The organism is Halorubrum sodomense (assembly GCF_900111935.1).
GTDB lineage: Archaea > Halobacteriota > Halobacteria > Halobacteriales > Haloferacaceae > Halorubrum > Halorubrum sodomense.
The window spans coordinates 573,904-590,627 of record NZ_FOYN01000002.1; the positions used below are offsets into that span (position 1 = coordinate 573,904).

Genomic DNA, 16,724 nt, shown 5'->3' on the forward strand with positions numbered 1-16,724 from the left:
GCTTGACATCCTCCCCGCGCTAAAGCGCGAGGCCTTCTCCTCGATTCTCCGTAACCGGTTTGCCCGCCCGCCGTCTACTCGCCGCTAATGGAACGCGAACGGGCCGTCGATCGCTTGGAGTCGCTCGTCGACCGCGTCGCGGACGAGCCGATGCCGGTGCCCGTCCGCGAGGTGTGGGCGTTCGGGGACGTCGCGCTCGGCCTCGACCCGGTCGACCGCCTCGACATCTACCTCACGAAGGACGTGATCATGGGCGGCGACGCCGACGCGGCCGCCGCGTTCGAGGCCGAGTACGGGGTGAAAGGCGTCGGCACCACGGTCGACGCAGCGTGGGCCGAGGCGAACCCAGACCGCGTGCGCACGAGCGACAACGGGTACGCGGCGCCCGAGAAGTGTCTCGCGGCCGAGCTGGTGGAGGACCACGAGCCGATCCACCTGGAGGTGTGTAACGCCGGGTTCGAGGACAACGTCCGCCAGCGCCTGACGGGGGCGCTCGCCCGCGACGCCTACGAGGAGGTGCTCGACCCGCGCGGGGTCTGCCTGTGGGTCGACGGCGAGCGCGACGACGAGGCGTTCGACCGCCTCCGCGAGGCCTCGCTCGCGATGCCGACGCTGCCCGCCGCGCTCGGGATGCTCGGCGCCGACGAGGACGCCGCGAACGCGGCCGCGGACGTCCTCAAACAACAGCGCGCCGAGCAGGAGGGCGCCTCGGTGCGCGGCGATATGGTGTGACTCGGACGCGCCGCGACGCTATTTATAAATAACCGCGGTGGCGCGCCGGTGAGCGGCCGCCACCGGCGGCCGCGAACCGCCCGCGAGGGAGTCGGTCGCCGAGCGAAGCGACGGCGACCGACGAGGCTGGGGAGGCGTGAGGTGCGGTGCTGCGTGGTGCGGGGCGGGACTCGAAGGGGCAGTCGCGAGAACGAAGCACGACGACGTAAGCACCGGAACGAGGGAGCGGAGCGACCGAGTGAGGAGCGTGGTTCGAGACGCCGAAGGCGTCTCGTCATCGCCAGAAATCGGAGATTTCTGGCTAGCAGTCAGAACGCTCCGCGTTCTGACGACATCACGAAAGGCGCTTCGCGCCTTTCGAACGACAGCGAGTCGCGCGAGTTCTCGCGACTGGGGCTTTGGAGGTGTCCGCTGCCGATCCACGGTCAAACGTTTATAAGCGAGCGGCTGGGGCTTTGGCGGTGTTCGCCGCAGCGCCGTCATCCATTTATAAACTGTCTCCGATGCTGCTGACGCTACCGCTCGCTATTTATAAATAACCACGCGGACGCGCCGATTCAGATCCAACACCTCACTTCAGTCGTCCGACGGTCACGTCGAAGGGGACGTACTCGACGCGCTCGTACGCCTCGGCGCCGATGGCGTCGACGACCTCCCGACCCATCTCGCGCCAGCGCCCGCGGAGGTCGTCGTAGGCGGCCTCCGAGGTCGCGGCCACCAGCTCCTCCCGATGGTCGGCCAGCCCCGCGCCGGAGGCCTTCCGCGCCGCAGACCGCAGCGCGGCCTCGGCGTACGGCGGCTCGGTCCGCTTCTCGTGGACGTAGCGCCGCGTTCGCACGTCGACCAGCCCGGCCGCGTCGAACGCCTCCCGCACGCGGTCGCCGAGCGCGACGTCCGTCTCCACCCCGTCGACGTACGCCTCCCGGGCCTCGCGCTCCAGCCGCTCCTCGGCGTCGACCGTCGAGGCCACCCGCACGTCGGCGTTGTCCGGCTCGACGGCGGCGACGAGGTCCGAGGAGACGCGGGCGAGTTCCCGGACCGCGGCGGCCGGGTCCGGGAGGTTGATCAGGAGGGCCTGACAGACCGAGAGGTCGACCGCATCGTCACCCACCGGGAGCCGGGTCGCGTCGCCCGCGACGTAGTCGATACGGCCGCTCGCTTCCGGCCTCAGTTCCTCCTCGCGAGCGACCGAGAGAAGTTCCGGGTCGGCGTCGACGCCGGTCACGGTCGCGTCGGTCTCCGTCCTCGCCCCGTCCGCGTCCGCCCCGTCCGCCTCCGCGTCCACCGCCGTCCCGTCCGCCCCGTCCGCCCCGGTCGCGTCCGCCTCCGCGGCCAACACCCTCGTCAGCTCGCCCGTTCCGCAGCCGACGTCGAGGACGCGCTCGCGGCTCGAGAGGTCCAGGTCGACGAGGGCATCACGGCCGTCGTTCCACATCCCGCGACGGGTGTGTTCGAGGTATTCGGCGGAGAAGCGTCGCACGGCCCCGCTTCGTCGCGAGCGAAAATAAACGTCCGGAGATCGGTCGCGGCTCGGTCCTCCCGCGCGTTCCTCACTCGTCCTCGCGGCTCTTCCCGTCGTCCTCGTCGCCGCCCTCCCCGTCGCCGTCGTCGCTCCCGAACCCGAGGAGGTCGGCGCCGAGGACGCCGGTCACGCCGGCGCAGTAGCCGACGAACGCGCTGCTCAGTCCGATCGCGGCGAAGCTCACCGTCACGTCGCCGATCGCCGGGTTCCCGCCGTTGACGCCCGGGACCCCGACGACCGTCCCGAGGAGGACGAACCCCCCGAGGACGACCGCCGGGATGACGCCGACGGCCAGACACGCCGGTCCCCCGCAGCGCGCGTACGCCCCGGCGGCCGCCAGCGGCCCGGGAGCGTAGAACACCAGCAGCGGCAGGAGCCGGTCGGTCAGGGCGCTCGCCGCCGTCACGTCCGCCGACTCGGCGGCGAACGCGGCGACGAGCGCGAGCGTCACGGCGCCGGCGAACCCGACCACCAGCCCGACCGCGCGAACGCGGCGGCGTCCGAACAGCAACGCCTCCGTGGTGGGCATGTCCGCGGATCGCTCGCGGGGTTACTTAAATCCGCGTCGGACGGACGGCGTCTTCGGGGAGAACGGCGACTCGGCGGCGGGGACGGGGACGCCTCAGTCGCGGCGGAGCTCGCGCACCCGGTCGATGTTCCACGCGAAGCTCTTCCCGTCCTCGGTCGGCGTCTCTAAGGCGAGCGGCGCGTCCGCCAGGTCGGGGTGGTTGAGGAACCGCTCCATCCCCGCCTCGCCGATGTGCCCCTCGCCGATGTGGGCGTGTTCGTCCTTGTTGGTGCCGCACTCGTGTTTCGAGTCGTTGAGGTGAACGTACTTCAGGTGCTCTAAGCCGACCACGTCGTCGAACTCCGCGACCGTCTCGTCGACCGCCTCGGGCGTCGAGAGGTCGTAGCCCGCCGCGAACGCGTGGGCGGTATCGACGCAGACGTCGATGTCCGTCTCCGTGCGGTCGATGATCCCGGCGAGGTGTTCGAACTCGCCGCCGAGCTTCGTCCCCGCGCCCGCGTCGCTCTCGATCAGGATCGTGACCCCGTCGGGAACGTCGAGGTCGTCGATCACCGACGCGGCGTTGTCGAGGCCGCCCTCCACGCCGGCGCCCGTGTGCGCGCCGAGGTGGACGTTGACGTACGGGATTCCCAGCTTGTCGGCCGCGTCGACCTCAGCTTGCATCGAGTCGAGCGACTTCTCGCGGAGTCCCTCCTTCGGCGTACAGAGGTTCACGAGGTAGGAGGTGTGGATCACCCACGGCCCCTCCATGTCGCGTTCGGTGCCCTCGCGGAACCGCTCGGCCTCCTCGTCGTCGATGTCCGGGTCCTGCCACACCTGCGGCGAGTGGGTGAATATCTGTCCGCAGTTGCCGCCGACCTCGACCTGGTTCGCGACGGCGTTGTCCACGCCGCCGGCGATGGAGACGTGCGCGCCGACCTTGAGACTCATACCGGACACTGTGGGGCGGTCAAAAAAGCCCCTTCGGAACCGGGCGGACACCCCACGATACCCCCCGAAGCCGTCTATGCCCCCCCGCTCCCGGGTCGCGTTCGGATCCACTCCTCGTCGCGGTACTTCTCCTCGACGAGCTCCGCGGCTCGCTCCAGCTCCGCGTCCGTCCACGACCCGTTCATGTCGACGGTCGCCTCGGGCGCCGCGCTCGCCCAGTCGGCAAGCGCTGCCTCGATCGCCGAGACCGCGTCCGCGCGGTCGACGTCGACCAACTCGTTCATCCCGACGACGCGCTCGCGGAACGCCTCGGAGGTCACCGGCGGGTCGTCGAAGACGCCGAGGTGTCGCCCCGCGTCGACCGCGAACGTCAGCGACCCGTGCTGGATCACCGCCTCTCGCTTGCGGTACTGCGCGTTGCCGGCGATCTTGCGGGACCGGTCGTCTTCCGGCCCGGAGGCCACCACGTCGTGCGCCGGGTGGAGCTCCCGGAGGTAACAGGCGGGGCGGTACAGCTCCGGCAGCGGCTCGTCGACGTAGTCGGCGTCGAGCCCGAGTCGGTCGAACGCGTCGAGGACCGGCTCACACAGCAGGTGATAGCAGTCGAGCAGTTCGCCCGGCACGGTCTCCGCGGGAACCGCGATCGAGTACGCGATGTCGCCGCGAGCGTCGTGGTAGATCCCGCCGCCGCCGGTCTGCCGCCGCGTGACGTCGATCCCCTCGCGCTCGCAGAACGCCCAGTCGACCGTCTCCGGCGCCTGGTGCCGGCCGAGGGTGAGACAGCTCGGCTCCCAGCGGTACGTGCGGACGGTCGCCGGTCCCCCGGCCGCGGCGGTCTCCGCGGCGACCTCGTCTAACGCCATCTGGAGCGGGCCGGGCCTGGCCTCCTCGCGGATGAGCCGCCAGTCGACGGCGGGCGCGGTCATGTCCCCGTGTCGGAGTGGCGGGCCGAAAGCGGTTGCGCTCGCGTCCGACGACGGCCGTCCCCGTCACTCGGGGAGTTTCGCCCCACAGGCCACACAGAAGTTCGCGTCGGCCTCGGAGTCGAGGTCGACGCCGCACTCGGGACAGAACGAAACAGTTGTGTCCTCACGTTTCGCGGGTTCCGCCGGATCGTCGTCGGGTGCCGGGAGCGACTCTCCGTCCGTCGATCCGTCCTTCCCGCCGTCCGACGGAAGCGGTCGAGTATCGCCTCGGTCGGCGTCGTCGGCAGGCAGTGGGCCGCCGCCCTCAGCGTCGGTCGGCGGCTCGGGAGGGGAGTCCGTCAGCGGATACGCGGTCACCGTCGCTCCCCGCACCACGAACAGGGTCTCACCGTCGAGTTCGTACCTGTCGTAGTCGGGCTCCAGCGCCACGCTCCCGTCGGCACGCCGGAGCACGTAGAGCGACCCCTCGCCGCTCACGACCACGAACCGGGCGGTCGCACCGCTGACGACGAGCCCCTCGGCGGAGAAGCTCCACTCGGCTCGGCCGTCCCGGCGATCGATCGCGTACACGCTATCGTCGGCGGTGCCCTCGGCGGCGAACATGTCTCGCATCATCGGGTGAAGCGAGTTCGCGGCGACGAGCGGGTCTGCGTCGACGCGGAGCGAATTCACGTTCCCGCCGATCGGACACCGCCACCGGACCGTTCCCGCGGCGCCGTCGACCCTGTACACGCTCCCCGCCTCGTCGCCGAAGTCGGCGAAAAAGAAGTCGCCCGACTCGCCGTCGAACGCCGCTCCGGTCAGTTCGCCGTCCGCCGTCAGCCGCCACGAGCGCTCCCCGGTCTCGGGATCGACCGCGTCGAGTTCCCCCGGTTCACCGTCGGCCGGTGCTGAAAAGAGCATCGGGCCGCAGGAGACTGCGTTGCCGGAGTCACCCAGCGCACCCGTCGGGCGTCCGGTCGCCTGGTTCAACGCGGTAACGCCGGCGTCTTCGCCGGCGTACACGTGGATCGCCTCGTCAGACACCTCGATGTTCGACTCGTCGATCCGGACTGGGTCGTCGACCGCGTAGGCCCACCGCTCCGCGCCCGTTCGCCCGTCGATCCGACGGACGCTCTCCGTGAAGTGGTCGTCCGCGACGATCGCGAGGATCGCCTCGCCGTCGATGTGGTAGCCGCTCACGTCGCTCGCGCGGTGACGGAAGCGTTCCGCGCCCGTCGCCGCGTCGACGCCCACGAGCGTGTAGTCGCGGGGTTTGCCAACGGTGACGCCGAGTCGGTCGCCGGCGTCGTCGAGTTCGGACACGCGAGTGACCGGGCCGGGTAGCGCGCTGGACCACTCGCGAGTCCCGTCGCTGACCCGGATCGCTCGCAGGGTCGCGCCGTCGAACGCGTAGACGACGTCGTCGGTCGCGGCCGCGACCCGCGAACCGGCCGCGGTCCAGCGCGTCTCTCCGGTCTCGGGCGCTATCGCGTACACTCGACCGTTCCGGGTCGTGACGAAGAGCAGTCCCGGTGACTCGCGGTAGCTCGCACTGCGGAACTCTCCGTCGAGTACGAGGTTCCCGCGTTCTGTGCCGGTATCGACGGCAAATATCCTGGCGGTCGGGTTCCCCGACCCAGACGACTCGATCACGCACACGAGACCGCAGGAACAGTATCGGACGTCTGCCACGGATCCGGCGAGCCTGTGGTTCCACTGCGCCTCGAGGGTCATCTGATCGAAGCGCGGAGCGACGCTACGGTTGTGATTCCCATACGCCACGAACGGACACGTGCTTGATAAAATGTCGTCGTGGACGAGGCCGCATAGCGCGACGGCGCCGGGATACGGAGAGCACCGCGAACGCCGCGGTCCGCAGAAGTTGAGACTGGTCGTCTCAATGTATATGGCATTCCGGCGCAGTTCATAAATAGTATGAAGCCGTAGCCTGAGATAGAACGATGGCTCGAATCACCGGCTCCTATCCAGACGATCTCGATCTCCTCATCGAGGGTGCGGTTGAGGCTGGCGTGTTTGGAGGCAAGAGTGATGCGTTGCGTGAATTCGTGCGTGAGTACTTCGAGGACCACGAAAACGAGCGGATAGCAGCTGCGGTCGCTCTCTATGAACGCGAGCGGATCACTCTCGGTGACGCAGCCAGACTCGCTGATGTCGATCGCTGGACGATGCGCGACATCCTCCGTGAACACGGTGTGGAACTTCGGCTCGGGCTCGCAGGTGAGGAGGATGCGGCCTACGAAGCGGAGGCGGCGACGGAACTCGAATTCGGTGATGAGCCTGCTGGTGACGGGCTATCGGACTCGCAATGACGACTGCCGATATTCCAGCGGACCCGAGCGTTCTCAATACGACTGTTCTATCGAACTTTGCCTACATCGACCAGTTGTGGGTGGTGGCCGGACTCTCGGGAATTTGTACAGTACTGCTTTTTTGAATCCGATGACGGCATCGGGGTCACTGTTTGAGAGCCTGTTCGAGGTTGTAGACTGCGGCGGTCACCACGAGTTCGCGGAACTCGCGGTACCACGGCGAGGGTGGACAGCGGGGCCGAACCGACGCTTGATGGCCGAAAAGGCAGTCTCGGCCATCCAGCGCTGGCCGTATAATTCGCTGTCCAACCGCGCGTTGTGCGCGTGATCGTACGCAGCGAACAGCCGGTGCCGCAGCAGGGGCCGGACGCCCTCTGATCGGAGTGCGTCCCGGAGAGATTGGTCGTCATAGCCTTTGTCGCCGGCGAGACTCTCGATTTTCTCGGCGTTGCGAAGAGCGACTCGACGGCCAGTTTGTGTGTCGTGCGGCCAGTGTGCCGAGCAGTGAAGATCGAGGATGGCACACGAGTCTGTCTCGACGAGTGCCGTCGTTTTGGGCGTGCGTATGTGGCGATCCGAGCGGTGTTGGTAGTGTTTCGATGCCGTTTCTCGGTCGAAGAACGTGGCATCGACGGCTCTGTGCGAGCCCGGATCGCAGATGGTCGCGGACTCTCGAAGGAAGCCGCGCCATATCGACATGGGCACCCTCTCAAACGACCGGTACAGCGTTGAGGGTGCGGGAGATGCCGTTCGAGCGAGCTGTAACAGACCACGAACACGATCCATTTCACTCGCCCAATCCACGATCTCGCGGTACGTCGCATCCATGTGAACCCGCAAAAAGTGGAGCGTCACATGCTTCCACCCGGGAAATCCGTTGCCAGTCGGATCACTCACCGCCGTTGGACTGGCGGCACAGCGCTTTTGAGCCAGCGACACGGCTTGCTTAACGAAGCGGAAGAGTGGTTTGGACACATTCGGCTCTTCCGCTTCGCTTCCACCTTCAGAGCGACGCTATTCCGCCGCCTTCTGCGGATTCAACAGAGCAGTCTCGTCGAAATCCTCTCGCTCGATCAGTGGTATAGCGACGAATACACTCGCCGCTATTGGCATTTTCGGTGCTAAATCAAAACAGTGGGCTTGCAGATTGTACAATTACAACTATTCAGCAGCACTGGAAGCGGGCACGATGTATCAGATTTTCTTCTCTAATCTCGCGAGTGAAACAACTGCTCAGTGTATGTGCGTAGCTACTGCTGTGATTTCTACCAGATACGGTATATGTTCTCGGAGCCGTGTAAGATACAACGCGCGGGTCTCGCAATCGATCCTCGCTGGAAACGTCGATGGCTCTCCCCCGAACATGACTCCTCAGGCTGTCTCTCTGAGGATCGAGTCCAGCCATAACATACGAGTGGTTCACGTTTGAACTGCGGGTATGCCGCTTGGTCCCCTCCACAGCCACCGCTCATCAAATTCCTCTTCTGAGGACTACGCCAGCGAGGACGAGTCATCATCTGGCACCGCTGACCAGGTCGGTCCGACGACTCCCACCCGGACGGTTTCTCGGCGGCGCTTTCTTGCCGGAGTAACCGCCACTGCGAGTGTCAGCCTCGCTGGCTGTACCGCTCGACTCCCGGGCAAGGCCGCGAGCGTTGACTCCAGAACCACCCGTGACGGGAACACCCTGATCTGGGCCTACCCCGCTAGTGCCGCCGAGAGCGATCAGGGGTTCGAAGGGATCGGCTACGCGGCAATCCGGTTTCAAGTGTTCAACATGGCCGTGGATGCGGACTCGGTGATTCCTGCCCTGCAGTTCAGGTTGAACTCGACTGTCGCAGACCTCGCTGCCGGAGAATCCTATCAGGGATATCAGGCAGACTCGTTCCGGTTTTACATCGGGGTCCCGCGCACTTATGATGGGGCGGCGGGGCTCCGAGCGTTCGTGCAACCGCCTCAGTGGCCCGACATCCGCACCACGTACGGCTACACCGGTGCTGTGCGAGAACTTGCTGTGCAAGCTCCTGATGTACACGAGGACGGCACGATCATCGTGGAAGGCCGATTCCAGCCGTATGATGCTACGCTGCCCAGCGAACTACATTGCGGGTTCGAGGTACAAGCTTCACAGTCAGGGCCGCTCGGCCGGACGGTACGCGTCGATGGGCGCGAAACGTTCGACGTGTCCGTGATTGACCTCCCGGAAGGGATTACAACAGCATAGCAGCGGAGATCCCAACCGGCCACAAGCAGTCGACCGATGGACCATAGCCTTCGCTACAATCTACGATGCCATCACCCCGACGTGGAACATTCGTGGTTCGTTAGGCCCAGGCATTACTAAAGTGTCTGAGAAGTGTTCTCACATCCGTTCTTTGCCGCATCTATTTCGCTCGCTTTTGGGTAGCAGATTGTTGGTCAGACCTCTTCACTGGTACCCCAGACGACAGTGGCGAGTAGCACCGCGACACCCAGGGCACTTATACTGATACCCAGAATGCTACTGATTCGTTCGTCGCTGGCACTTACCCACACCGCGCTCCCGGTGACTGACAGTGCCATCCCAGCAACGACCAGCGTCTCAGTGTCTTCCTTCTCGAACTGATTTCGGAGGGCATCTATCATTTATACTGGCACCAGATTGAGATCACATTGAATATAACGATCGCTCCTCCGTAGCGGATCGCTGGTCGTCATGGAGCGGGGTGGTTCGGGGCAGATGATCGGCGGATTCGCTCGTGACAACCGCGTCGGTCTTAAGTTACTCAGTTCAAGGCTGTGACGTAACCGTAAGACAGTCCCCCACCAACAATCGCTTGCCCAAGAGCAATTTCGCTAGCTGATTAGAATGAGCCGCCAATACCAATGTACACAAGAATAGCAACTACGGTTGCAATCACGTCAAGCACGAACAGGATGGCGTAGTCCCTTGATTCCATGGCAAGGTGCCAAACCAGCAGTTACTAAGAAGTTTCGGGGACGATACTTGCTCAATTCGAAAGCGAATCTTACAGTCCTTCGACTGGGGGGCATCCCGGGAGGTAGCTCAGGCGGCCGGGGCGGCGACGAGATTTTATTACTTCCGTCCCCTTGAGCCGGACGTGTCTGGCGTCCTCGAACGAACGAGGGATGGCTATTCGGCCCAGAGACTCCAGTCCTCCTCGCTGCCATCGTCGTTGCTCTTCCGACCGCCTACAGCGTCCAGCACTGGCTGGACAGCGGGTTCGAGGCCAGCTTCCTCGTGCTGATGACACTCGGGGTCGGCGTCCCGCAACTCTACGACCGCTGGCCGCACCAGTACGAACCCCCGCTGGTGGTTGCGTGGGCGCTCGTGGCCTGTGCTGTCGTGACTGCCGTGTTCGTCGCTGTCTACCTCGTCGCCAAGGGACTGGGCGCCGGCACACCAATCGCTGCTATCGTGGTGCTCCTCGTCGCCGACCTCGGTACGCTCGCAGTTATTAAGTTGTGGACTGGTACAGCGATGTCGGAGTGAGGATTTGCGCCCCGAGGACGCGACGCCAAGAGTCAATAATCAGTGACAGTCGGTTCAGCTCTGACTGTCTGTACTGGTTCCGCAAATCTATCTTTTCAATCGGTCTTACCGCTGCTGACAGAGGATGGGAAGTTCGAAACGGCACTGCTACATACACAGTGCGAGTCGATCAGACGGCTATCGGATCGTGACGGCTGACCACTTGGCTCCCCGCTACGAAGTTGAATCGCACCTCAGTGACGAATTCGAAGGCGGAATTACCGATGGATGAGATCTCCAAGAGAAACACATCACTTTCGGTTCAATAGACATCCGTTCCGCTCCGTATGTCCCGGTGTGGGCTTGTGATTATCAAGGTAATTCACAGGTGCGGTCGCCTCGGTTGTTTTCGTGAACCTCCTCCCGTTCCGCCACCGGACGTGGCGCTGCCGACAGAGCTCGGATCGATGTCGAATGGAGCGAATTGGAGACCGGTTCATGCTGACTGAGGGAGGGTAACTCTCATCGAGACGTACGCGCCGTCGCGAACAGCGAACTCAATCGGTCGTCATCGAATCCTGGTGCTGCTTAGGCGGCAGGAGTAAGCAGACGGCGTTTCCCCCGGAATTCCGCGATTCGAACAACACCTCTCCCCCGAGCGATTCGACGCACCACTTCATCACGAACAGGCCGATCCCAGAGCCGTGGGACGTGCTCGTGGTGACGGTCGGCGAAAACAGCGCGGCGATCTCCTCGGGTGGGATCGGCGGATTCGTGTCTTTGATGCGGATCTCCGCGCGACCGGTGTTGGGCGACGGGCCGACCGTTATCTCGACTGCCGGCGCCTCGTCGTTGCTGTGGACGATCGCGTTCTCAACGGCGTGTGCGAGCGCGTACTCGAACGCATCGTTGACGTCGATCCACATCCGTTGCCGTTCGCTGACCCGGATGTCTGCGTCGGGGTGTTCGGCGCCTATCCGATTCGCGATGTCCCGCACGGCGCCCGCAGCGGAAACCCGGGCGACGCTCGTCTGCGAGTCGGTCACCGCGTGTTCGATCTGTTTCACTGACGTGGCGATGTTACCGAGCTTCTCGCCTCTGGATCGAATGGTCGACATGACCTCTTCGGACGGTCCGCTCTCGGGGCCGTTCATCGCCTGCTCCGCACATCCAATGATAATCGCGGCCTCGTTCCGGAGGTTGTGCCGGAGGACGCGCCAGAACAGTTCCGCTCGATGATGGGTGTCGTAGTGCCGTGTGATATCTCGTACCTCGACGTGGACACAGCGGTCCGCCGTCGGGCGCTGTCGCGAAGTGAACACCTGAATCCAAATGAGTTCGCCGTCCGCTCGTTTGGCTCGCCACACGAACTGTTGCGGGCTTCCGTTGGCGGCCTTGGAGAGTCGATTGTGGAACTCAGACTCGGTGTGCGGGTAGGTGTTTGCCGTGTATTCGGCCACGGAGAGCTCACGCAGTCGGTCCGAACTGTATCCGAGGATTTCCTCCAGTCGCGCATTCGCGTCGATAACAGCCCCAGAGGCGGCGTCATAGATCGCCACACCGGTGTGGAGCGTATCGAGTACCGGAGATAGCGTCCCGCATTCGGGCGAGGACATATACCCGGGAATTTCACCGAGGTACGGTTTTCGTTGCTATGAGTGATATATATCGCTCCGTACGAAATCAGCGGCCGGCCGGGAATTTTCTGATCAAGAGAGAGTCGAATTTGTATCAAGCCGACTATGACATGATCGCCCATCTCCGGAGTCCCGTCTGGGCCCACGCCATAGTCTGATTATCTCAATCTGAAAAACTACAATCTAAATGTCGGAGTGGACTCGTCTTCGTTGAGCGAGAAGGGGCATGACGGACTGGTCACGACGAGTATATATCCCACCGGTCGGCTTCTGACGCGTCCGTTCGCCTATTATAAGGGTTCAAGCACAGGCTGCCGAATAACTCGAACGAGTAACAGATGACAATAGATACCAACCAGAGGTCGAAGAACGACGAGACGACCGGGCGGAAATCGGTGAGTCCCGCGTTCATCGGTCTGGTACACCAAGTCGACAGGCGGTCGTCGGGTCCCGATCGGGTCACGGTGTTCCCAGCTGAGGCGACCGATGACGAGCGGCTGTCGACGTGGGTGACGGTGGACGTCGACTCCGTCGTCAAGCCCGAATGCTTCCGATAACCCCCCGGATGTACCGCGACTGCGGCGGGCGAGACGGTCGCGAAGCCCGACGCTGCCGGTCCCCGTCGAATCCGAAGCCCCGATCGACGCGGACTCGGATGTTTCGCCCGCCGCCGATTCGGACGCCTCTCCCAGTAAAGAACGAATCCGAGGTGATCCGTCGGTGGGCATGAAACGACGGGAACTCCTCAACAAAACGCTGGACCGAGTCGCGCTCGGGGTCGTCGCTTCCTCGGTCCTCGAACTGTCCGATCTGTGGTCTGTGGCGCTGTCTCTTTCTGCGAGCGAGCCGACGCGGCCGACACCCATCGACGGGAGAGATTCGGTCGCTCGGGAACGGACCGCGGACGGCTACGCCATGACGTACGAGTGGACGGACCGGTCCGGGCGTGAGTGGCGCCTAGAGTTTCCGATCGAACGGTCCGCATACAGAGAAGCGGCCGCCGAGACGCACGGATATCTGAGTGGCTTCGAAGCGGCGAAGGCGAGCGCTCATGCCGAGCGGCTCACGGAGACGCTCGTCAACGCGAGCGCGATGGGCGAGAGTGCTCGACGGTCGCTCCCTGAGTCGGTCCTTCTCGACGGAGCGATCGGACTTGTACACTCGCTCGAATACGCGACGGATGCGGAATCGATGGGAGCGCCGGACTACATCCGAACCGTCGAGGAGACGCTTGTCGATGGCTGCGGTGACTGCGAGGACCTCACGTATCTGCTTGTCGGGATGCTTTCGCAGCCGGCGATCGGCTACCGGACCGCGATGGTGATCCTTCCCGGTCACATGCTGGTCGGCGTTCACAAGGACGACCTCCCGGCGGTGTACGCGGACGCGCCCACCCTCCCGGGAGAGACGTACGTCGGGATAGAGTGTACCACGTCTCGCCCGATTGGTGAGTTCAAAGACGAGCCCGTGCTAGCGGTGTACGGCGACGGCGTCGAATACATCGACCAGTCGGCGATCACCAACACGGGTGAGGAGTTCCTCCGAGACCCGACGCAGTTTCAGACGATTGCCGACGCGTCGGCGAAGCGCCCCCACTGACCGGAGCAACCGTGGTCAACAACCCCACCTTACTTCGCTCAGTCTACCGACTTCGCTCGGTGAGGGAGGTTGTTATCCGTGAGCTTAGCCTCGACACGGACGGTTTTAAATATTATATATTAGTATATACAACTATTGATCGGGATTCTTGTAGTTAGCGTAGCATCTGTAAGTCATGAAATCGGCTATGGTCCTTAGCTGTCCAGTTTGTAACGCCGTTCGCGCACTCGAAGGGCGACGAAGCGAGTATTCGAAACAGGATCTGTACGCTCGCGTGAAATCACATCTAGGTAGGCACGATCTCAACGAGCCCAAAATGGCAATTCGAAAGTACGAGATCATTTCTAACGCTACTGAAATTGTCATCCCCTCAGAGACTACTCAGCGACTTCCGATCGGGGAGTGGATGGAACGCGACGACACATGGCTCCCCGATGGTGCCCTATCCGGTAGCGGGGGGTCTCTGTCAGCACCCGAACCGTCAGTCGAGACCTCATCCCGCTAGTCCGATGTCGAAAGATAACCGATCACAGTCAGGTGAACCCGGAAAATGAGTGTCACTCTCTCATTTCCGCTGACCCAGAAATGATAGGAGGATTTCAGTTTGACAGATACGGGAGCCGCTTCACGGTATCAACGTTCTCTATGCGGGTGATTCTGTGACCGACAGAGACCTCACAGACCCAGAGTACTACCTCAACAGAGAACTCTCCGAACTGGCGTTTCAGGAGCGAGTTCTTCGAGAGGGAATGGACGATCGGAATCTGCCGCTCGAACGGCTCCGATTTCTCGCGTTCTTCACAAAAAACACGGACGAGTTCTTCATGAAGCGCGTCGGCGGACTCAAACAGCAGATCGACGCCGGCGTGACGAAGACGACGCCCGATGGACGGACACCGAAAGAGCAGTGGGTCGAAGTACTCGACACCGCACGCCCGCTCTTTGCGCAGCAGTCGGAATACTGGCAGTCTGTTCTCAAACCGACGCTCGCCGACGAAGGGATCGAGATCTGTACCCCTGACGAGTTACCCGAAGGAGATCAAGAACAGCTGCGGACGCACTTCGAGGAGTCTATTCTGCCGACACTGACGCCGCTCGCATTCGATCCCGCTCACCCGTTCCCGTTCATCTCTAACCTCTCGCTTTCGCTCGCTGTGCTCTCGTCGAACGGGGGTGAAGAGCCGACATTCACCCGGATCAAGATTCCGCCGAATCAACCCCGCCTCATCAGCGTTTCTGGCGAGGCTGACAGGTACGTTCTCATCGAAGACCTCATCGAACGTAACCTCGACCTGTTGCTCCCCGATCTCGACATCCGTGACGTATCGAAATTCAAGGTGACGCGAAACGCCGAGGTGCGGCGGAACGAAGAGGTCGCCGAAGACCTCGTCGATATGGTTGAGGAGGTCATCGAACAGCGACGCTTCGCGACGGTAGTCCGGCTAGAGGTTGACGCCGATATGCCCGATGAGTCACTGACGATTCTCAAAGATCAGCTCGGGGTCGACGACCGAGAAGTGTTCCACCGTGAGGGACCGATCGACTTCGAGGACTTCTTCGAGCTCATCGATCTCGATCGCCCCGATCTCAAGCCGCCGGCGTGGTCACCAAAGCCTCATCCCCGATTAGGCTCACTGGCGAGTGATACTAGAGACGAGACGAAGAGTATCTTTGACGAAATTAAACACGGGGACATTCTCGCGCACCACCCGTATCACTCGTTCGAGGGGACGGTTCAGCGATTCCTCAACGCGGCCGCGACCGATCCCGACGTGCTCGCGGTGAAGGCGGCGATCTATCGAACCGCGAGCGACTCGAAGGTAATTCAGAGCCTTATAAATGCCGCCGACAACGGCAAGCAGGTCGCGGTGATGGTCGAACTGAAGGCTCGGTTCGACGAGAAAAACAACCTCGAATGGGTTCGGCAACTCGAAGAGGAGGGCATCCACGTCGCGTACGGGACTGTAGGGTTGAAGACGCACACGAAGACGGCGCTCGTCGTGCGTCGAGAGGACGATGGCGTTCAGCTCTACTCGCACATCGGCACCGGAAACTACCATTCAGGAACCGCGAAAGGGTACTCCGACCTGGGGTTGTTGACCGCTGATCGAGACATTGGGTTCGATCTCACGAAGGTGTTCAATTTCTTTACCGGACCGACGCTCGACGACCGCTTCCGGAAGCTCTTGATTGCACCCGTAACGATGCGTGAGCGGTTCACGGAGATGGTCAGACGAGAGGCCGAGCATGCTCGTGCTGGTCAGCGGGCACGGATCGTGGTCAAAATAAACGGGCTTGAAGACCCGTCGATGGTCGAGGAACTCTATCGTGCTTCGATGGCCGGCGTGGAAATCGATTTGATCGTCCGAGATATCTGCCGGCTTCGTCCCGGTATCGAAGGACTGAGCGACAATATCACTGTCCACTCGATTGTCGGCCGATTCCTCGAACACGCTCGGATATTTTATTTCGAGAACGGAGGCAGTCCCGAGTGGTACATCGGCTCCGCCGATTGGATGACCCGGAATCTCGATTATCGAGTAGAAGCGGTCACGCCGGTCGAAGACACGCAACTGCGCGAACAGCTCCGGTTCATATTGGAGGCGTCACTAACAGATAACCGCCGTCGATGGGTGATGCAAAGCGACGGAACCTACGAAGCGGTCTCTTCCGACGACGACCCGGTTCGAGACATCCAAGAGATACTGATGGCAGCGACGGAAGCAGCACTCGATCACGGCTACGGTCCGGGGATGATCGTCGATACGGATCTCATCGAGGAAGCGCTTCTCGTTGGGGAGGTCACAGAGAGCGAGACAGAAGCTCGATCCGAGGGGTCGGATGAAGCCGATCTCGATGCCGATGAAGAACAGACCCACTCGGATGGGGGAAACGTGTCTGTGTTCGACATGTACTCTGATCGCTGGTATCGTCCTGATAGCGAGACGTACGACTGGGCTGTTCGGACGGCGGAGGGCGGCCGACGGTACTTCAAAACGCGAGAGGGAGTACGGAATCGCCTTCAGACCGAGTACGAGTGATTGCGGTCAGAGTACCGTTTAGCA

The 16,724-nt window shown here is 62.9% G+C and carries 14 protein-coding genes and 2 pseudogenes; 8 read left to right on the forward strand and 8 right to left on the reverse strand.

Annotated features, from left to right (window positions below; genetic code table 11):
- Positions 1-87: 87 nt before the first annotated feature.
- Positions 88-732, forward strand: coding sequence for a DUF7095 family protein (locus tag BM286_RS07725; RefSeq protein ID WP_092920986.1), 645 nt, complete (start codon positions 88-90; stop codon positions 730-732).
- Positions 733-1,303: 571 nt separating this feature from the next.
- Here the strand turns inward: BM286_RS07725 and BM286_RS07730 are convergent.
- The 5 genes from BM286_RS07730 to BM286_RS07750 all read right to left on the reverse strand — a co-directional run bounded on the left by BM286_RS07730 (position 1,304) and on the right by BM286_RS07750 (position 6,274).
- A complete protein-coding gene (locus BM286_RS07730; protein WP_092920987.1) occupies positions 1,304-2,212 on the reverse strand; it encodes a class I SAM-dependent methyltransferase in 909 nt (302 codons plus the stop codon).
- A 70-nt stretch (positions 2,213-2,282) separates the two neighbouring features.
- Positions 2,283-2,783, reverse strand: coding sequence for a hypothetical protein (locus tag BM286_RS07735; RefSeq protein WP_092920988.1), 501 nt, complete (start codon positions 2,781-2,783; stop codon positions 2,283-2,285).
- Between the two features lie 93 nt (positions 2,784-2,876).
- Complete coding sequence (locus BM286_RS07740; protein ID WP_092920989.1) at positions 2,877-3,713, reverse strand: deoxyribonuclease IV; 837 nt, start codon at positions 3,711-3,713, stop codon at positions 2,877-2,879.
- A 74-nt stretch (positions 3,714-3,787) separates the two neighbouring features.
- Positions 3,788-4,639 (reverse strand): lipoate--protein ligase family protein, encoded by an 852-nt coding sequence (locus BM286_RS07745; protein WP_092920990.1) that lies wholly within the window; start codon positions 4,637-4,639, stop codon positions 3,788-3,790.
- 63 nt (positions 4,640-4,702) lie between these two features.
- Positions 4,703-6,274 (reverse strand): outer membrane protein assembly factor BamB family protein, encoded by a 1,572-nt coding sequence (locus BM286_RS07750; RefSeq protein ID WP_167603356.1) that lies wholly within the window; start codon positions 6,272-6,274, stop codon positions 4,703-4,705.
- A 308-nt stretch (positions 6,275-6,582) separates the two neighbouring features.
- Here BM286_RS07750 and BM286_RS07755 point away from each other — a divergent pair, with 308 nt between their 5' ends.
- Both BM286_RS07755 and BM286_RS15995 read left to right on the forward strand, forming a co-directional pair.
- Positions 6,583-6,951 carry a UPF0175 family protein gene (locus tag BM286_RS07755; RefSeq protein WP_092920992.1) on the forward strand — a complete coding sequence of 123 codons (369 nt, stop codon included), beginning with the start codon at positions 6,583-6,585 and terminating at the stop codon, positions 6,949-6,951.
- A pseudogene (locus BM286_RS15995) lies at positions 6,948-7,064 on the forward strand (twitching motility protein PilT); the annotation flags it as partial. The gene BM286_RS07755 and the pseudogene BM286_RS15995, both read left to right, overlap by 4 nt.
- Before the next feature lie 32 nt (positions 7,065-7,096).
- Here BM286_RS15995 and BM286_RS07765 read toward each other — a convergent pair.
- Positions 7,097-7,926, reverse strand: a pseudogene (locus BM286_RS07765) (IS5 family transposase).
- Positions 7,927-8,389: 463 nt separating this feature from the next.
- Here BM286_RS07765 and BM286_RS15170 point away from each other — a divergent pair.
- Complete coding sequence (locus tag BM286_RS15170) at positions 8,390-9,175, forward strand: hypothetical protein (protein WP_137706740.1); 786 nt, start codon at positions 8,390-8,392, stop codon at positions 9,173-9,175.
- Between the two features lie 194 nt (positions 9,176-9,369).
- On the opposite strand, the gene BM286_RS07770 is transcribed toward BM286_RS15170, so the two are convergent.
- Positions 9,370-9,576, reverse strand: a complete 207-nt coding sequence (locus BM286_RS07770; RefSeq protein WP_092920993.1) for a hypothetical protein — start codon at positions 9,574-9,576, stop codon at positions 9,370-9,372.
- 622 nt (positions 9,577-10,198) lie between these two features.
- Between BM286_RS07770 and BM286_RS07775 the strand changes: the two genes are divergently transcribed.
- Positions 10,199-10,444 carry a hypothetical protein gene (locus BM286_RS07775; RefSeq protein WP_092920994.1) on the forward strand — a complete coding sequence of 82 codons (246 nt, stop codon included), beginning with the start codon at positions 10,199-10,201 and terminating at the stop codon, positions 10,442-10,444.
- A gap of 536 nt (positions 10,445-10,980) precedes the next feature.
- Here BM286_RS07775 and BM286_RS07780 read toward each other — a convergent pair.
- Positions 10,981-12,039 (reverse strand): PAS domain-containing sensor histidine kinase, encoded by a 1,059-nt coding sequence (locus BM286_RS07780; RefSeq protein ID WP_092920995.1) that lies wholly within the window; start codon positions 12,037-12,039, stop codon positions 10,981-10,983.
- 359 nt (positions 12,040-12,398) lie between these two features.
- Here BM286_RS07780 and BM286_RS16030 point away from each other — a divergent pair, with 359 nt between their 5' ends.
- The 3 genes from BM286_RS16030 to ppk1 all read left to right on the forward strand — a co-directional run bounded on the left by BM286_RS16030 (position 12,399) and on the right by ppk1 (position 16,700).
- Positions 12,399-12,617 (forward strand): DUF7511 domain-containing protein, encoded by a 219-nt coding sequence (locus tag BM286_RS16030; protein ID WP_092920996.1) that lies wholly within the window; start codon positions 12,399-12,401, stop codon positions 12,615-12,617.
- A 169-nt stretch (positions 12,618-12,786) separates the two neighbouring features.
- Positions 12,787-13,659 (forward strand): hypothetical protein, encoded by an 873-nt coding sequence (locus BM286_RS07790; RefSeq protein WP_092920997.1) that lies wholly within the window; start codon positions 12,787-12,789, stop codon positions 13,657-13,659.
- A gap of 659 nt (positions 13,660-14,318) precedes the next feature.
- Positions 14,319-16,700 carry a polyphosphate kinase 1 gene (ppk1, locus tag BM286_RS07800; RefSeq protein WP_092920999.1) on the forward strand — a complete coding sequence of 794 codons (2,382 nt, stop codon included), beginning with the start codon at positions 14,319-14,321 and terminating at the stop codon, positions 16,698-16,700.
- Positions 16,701-16,724 lie beyond the last annotated feature (24 nt).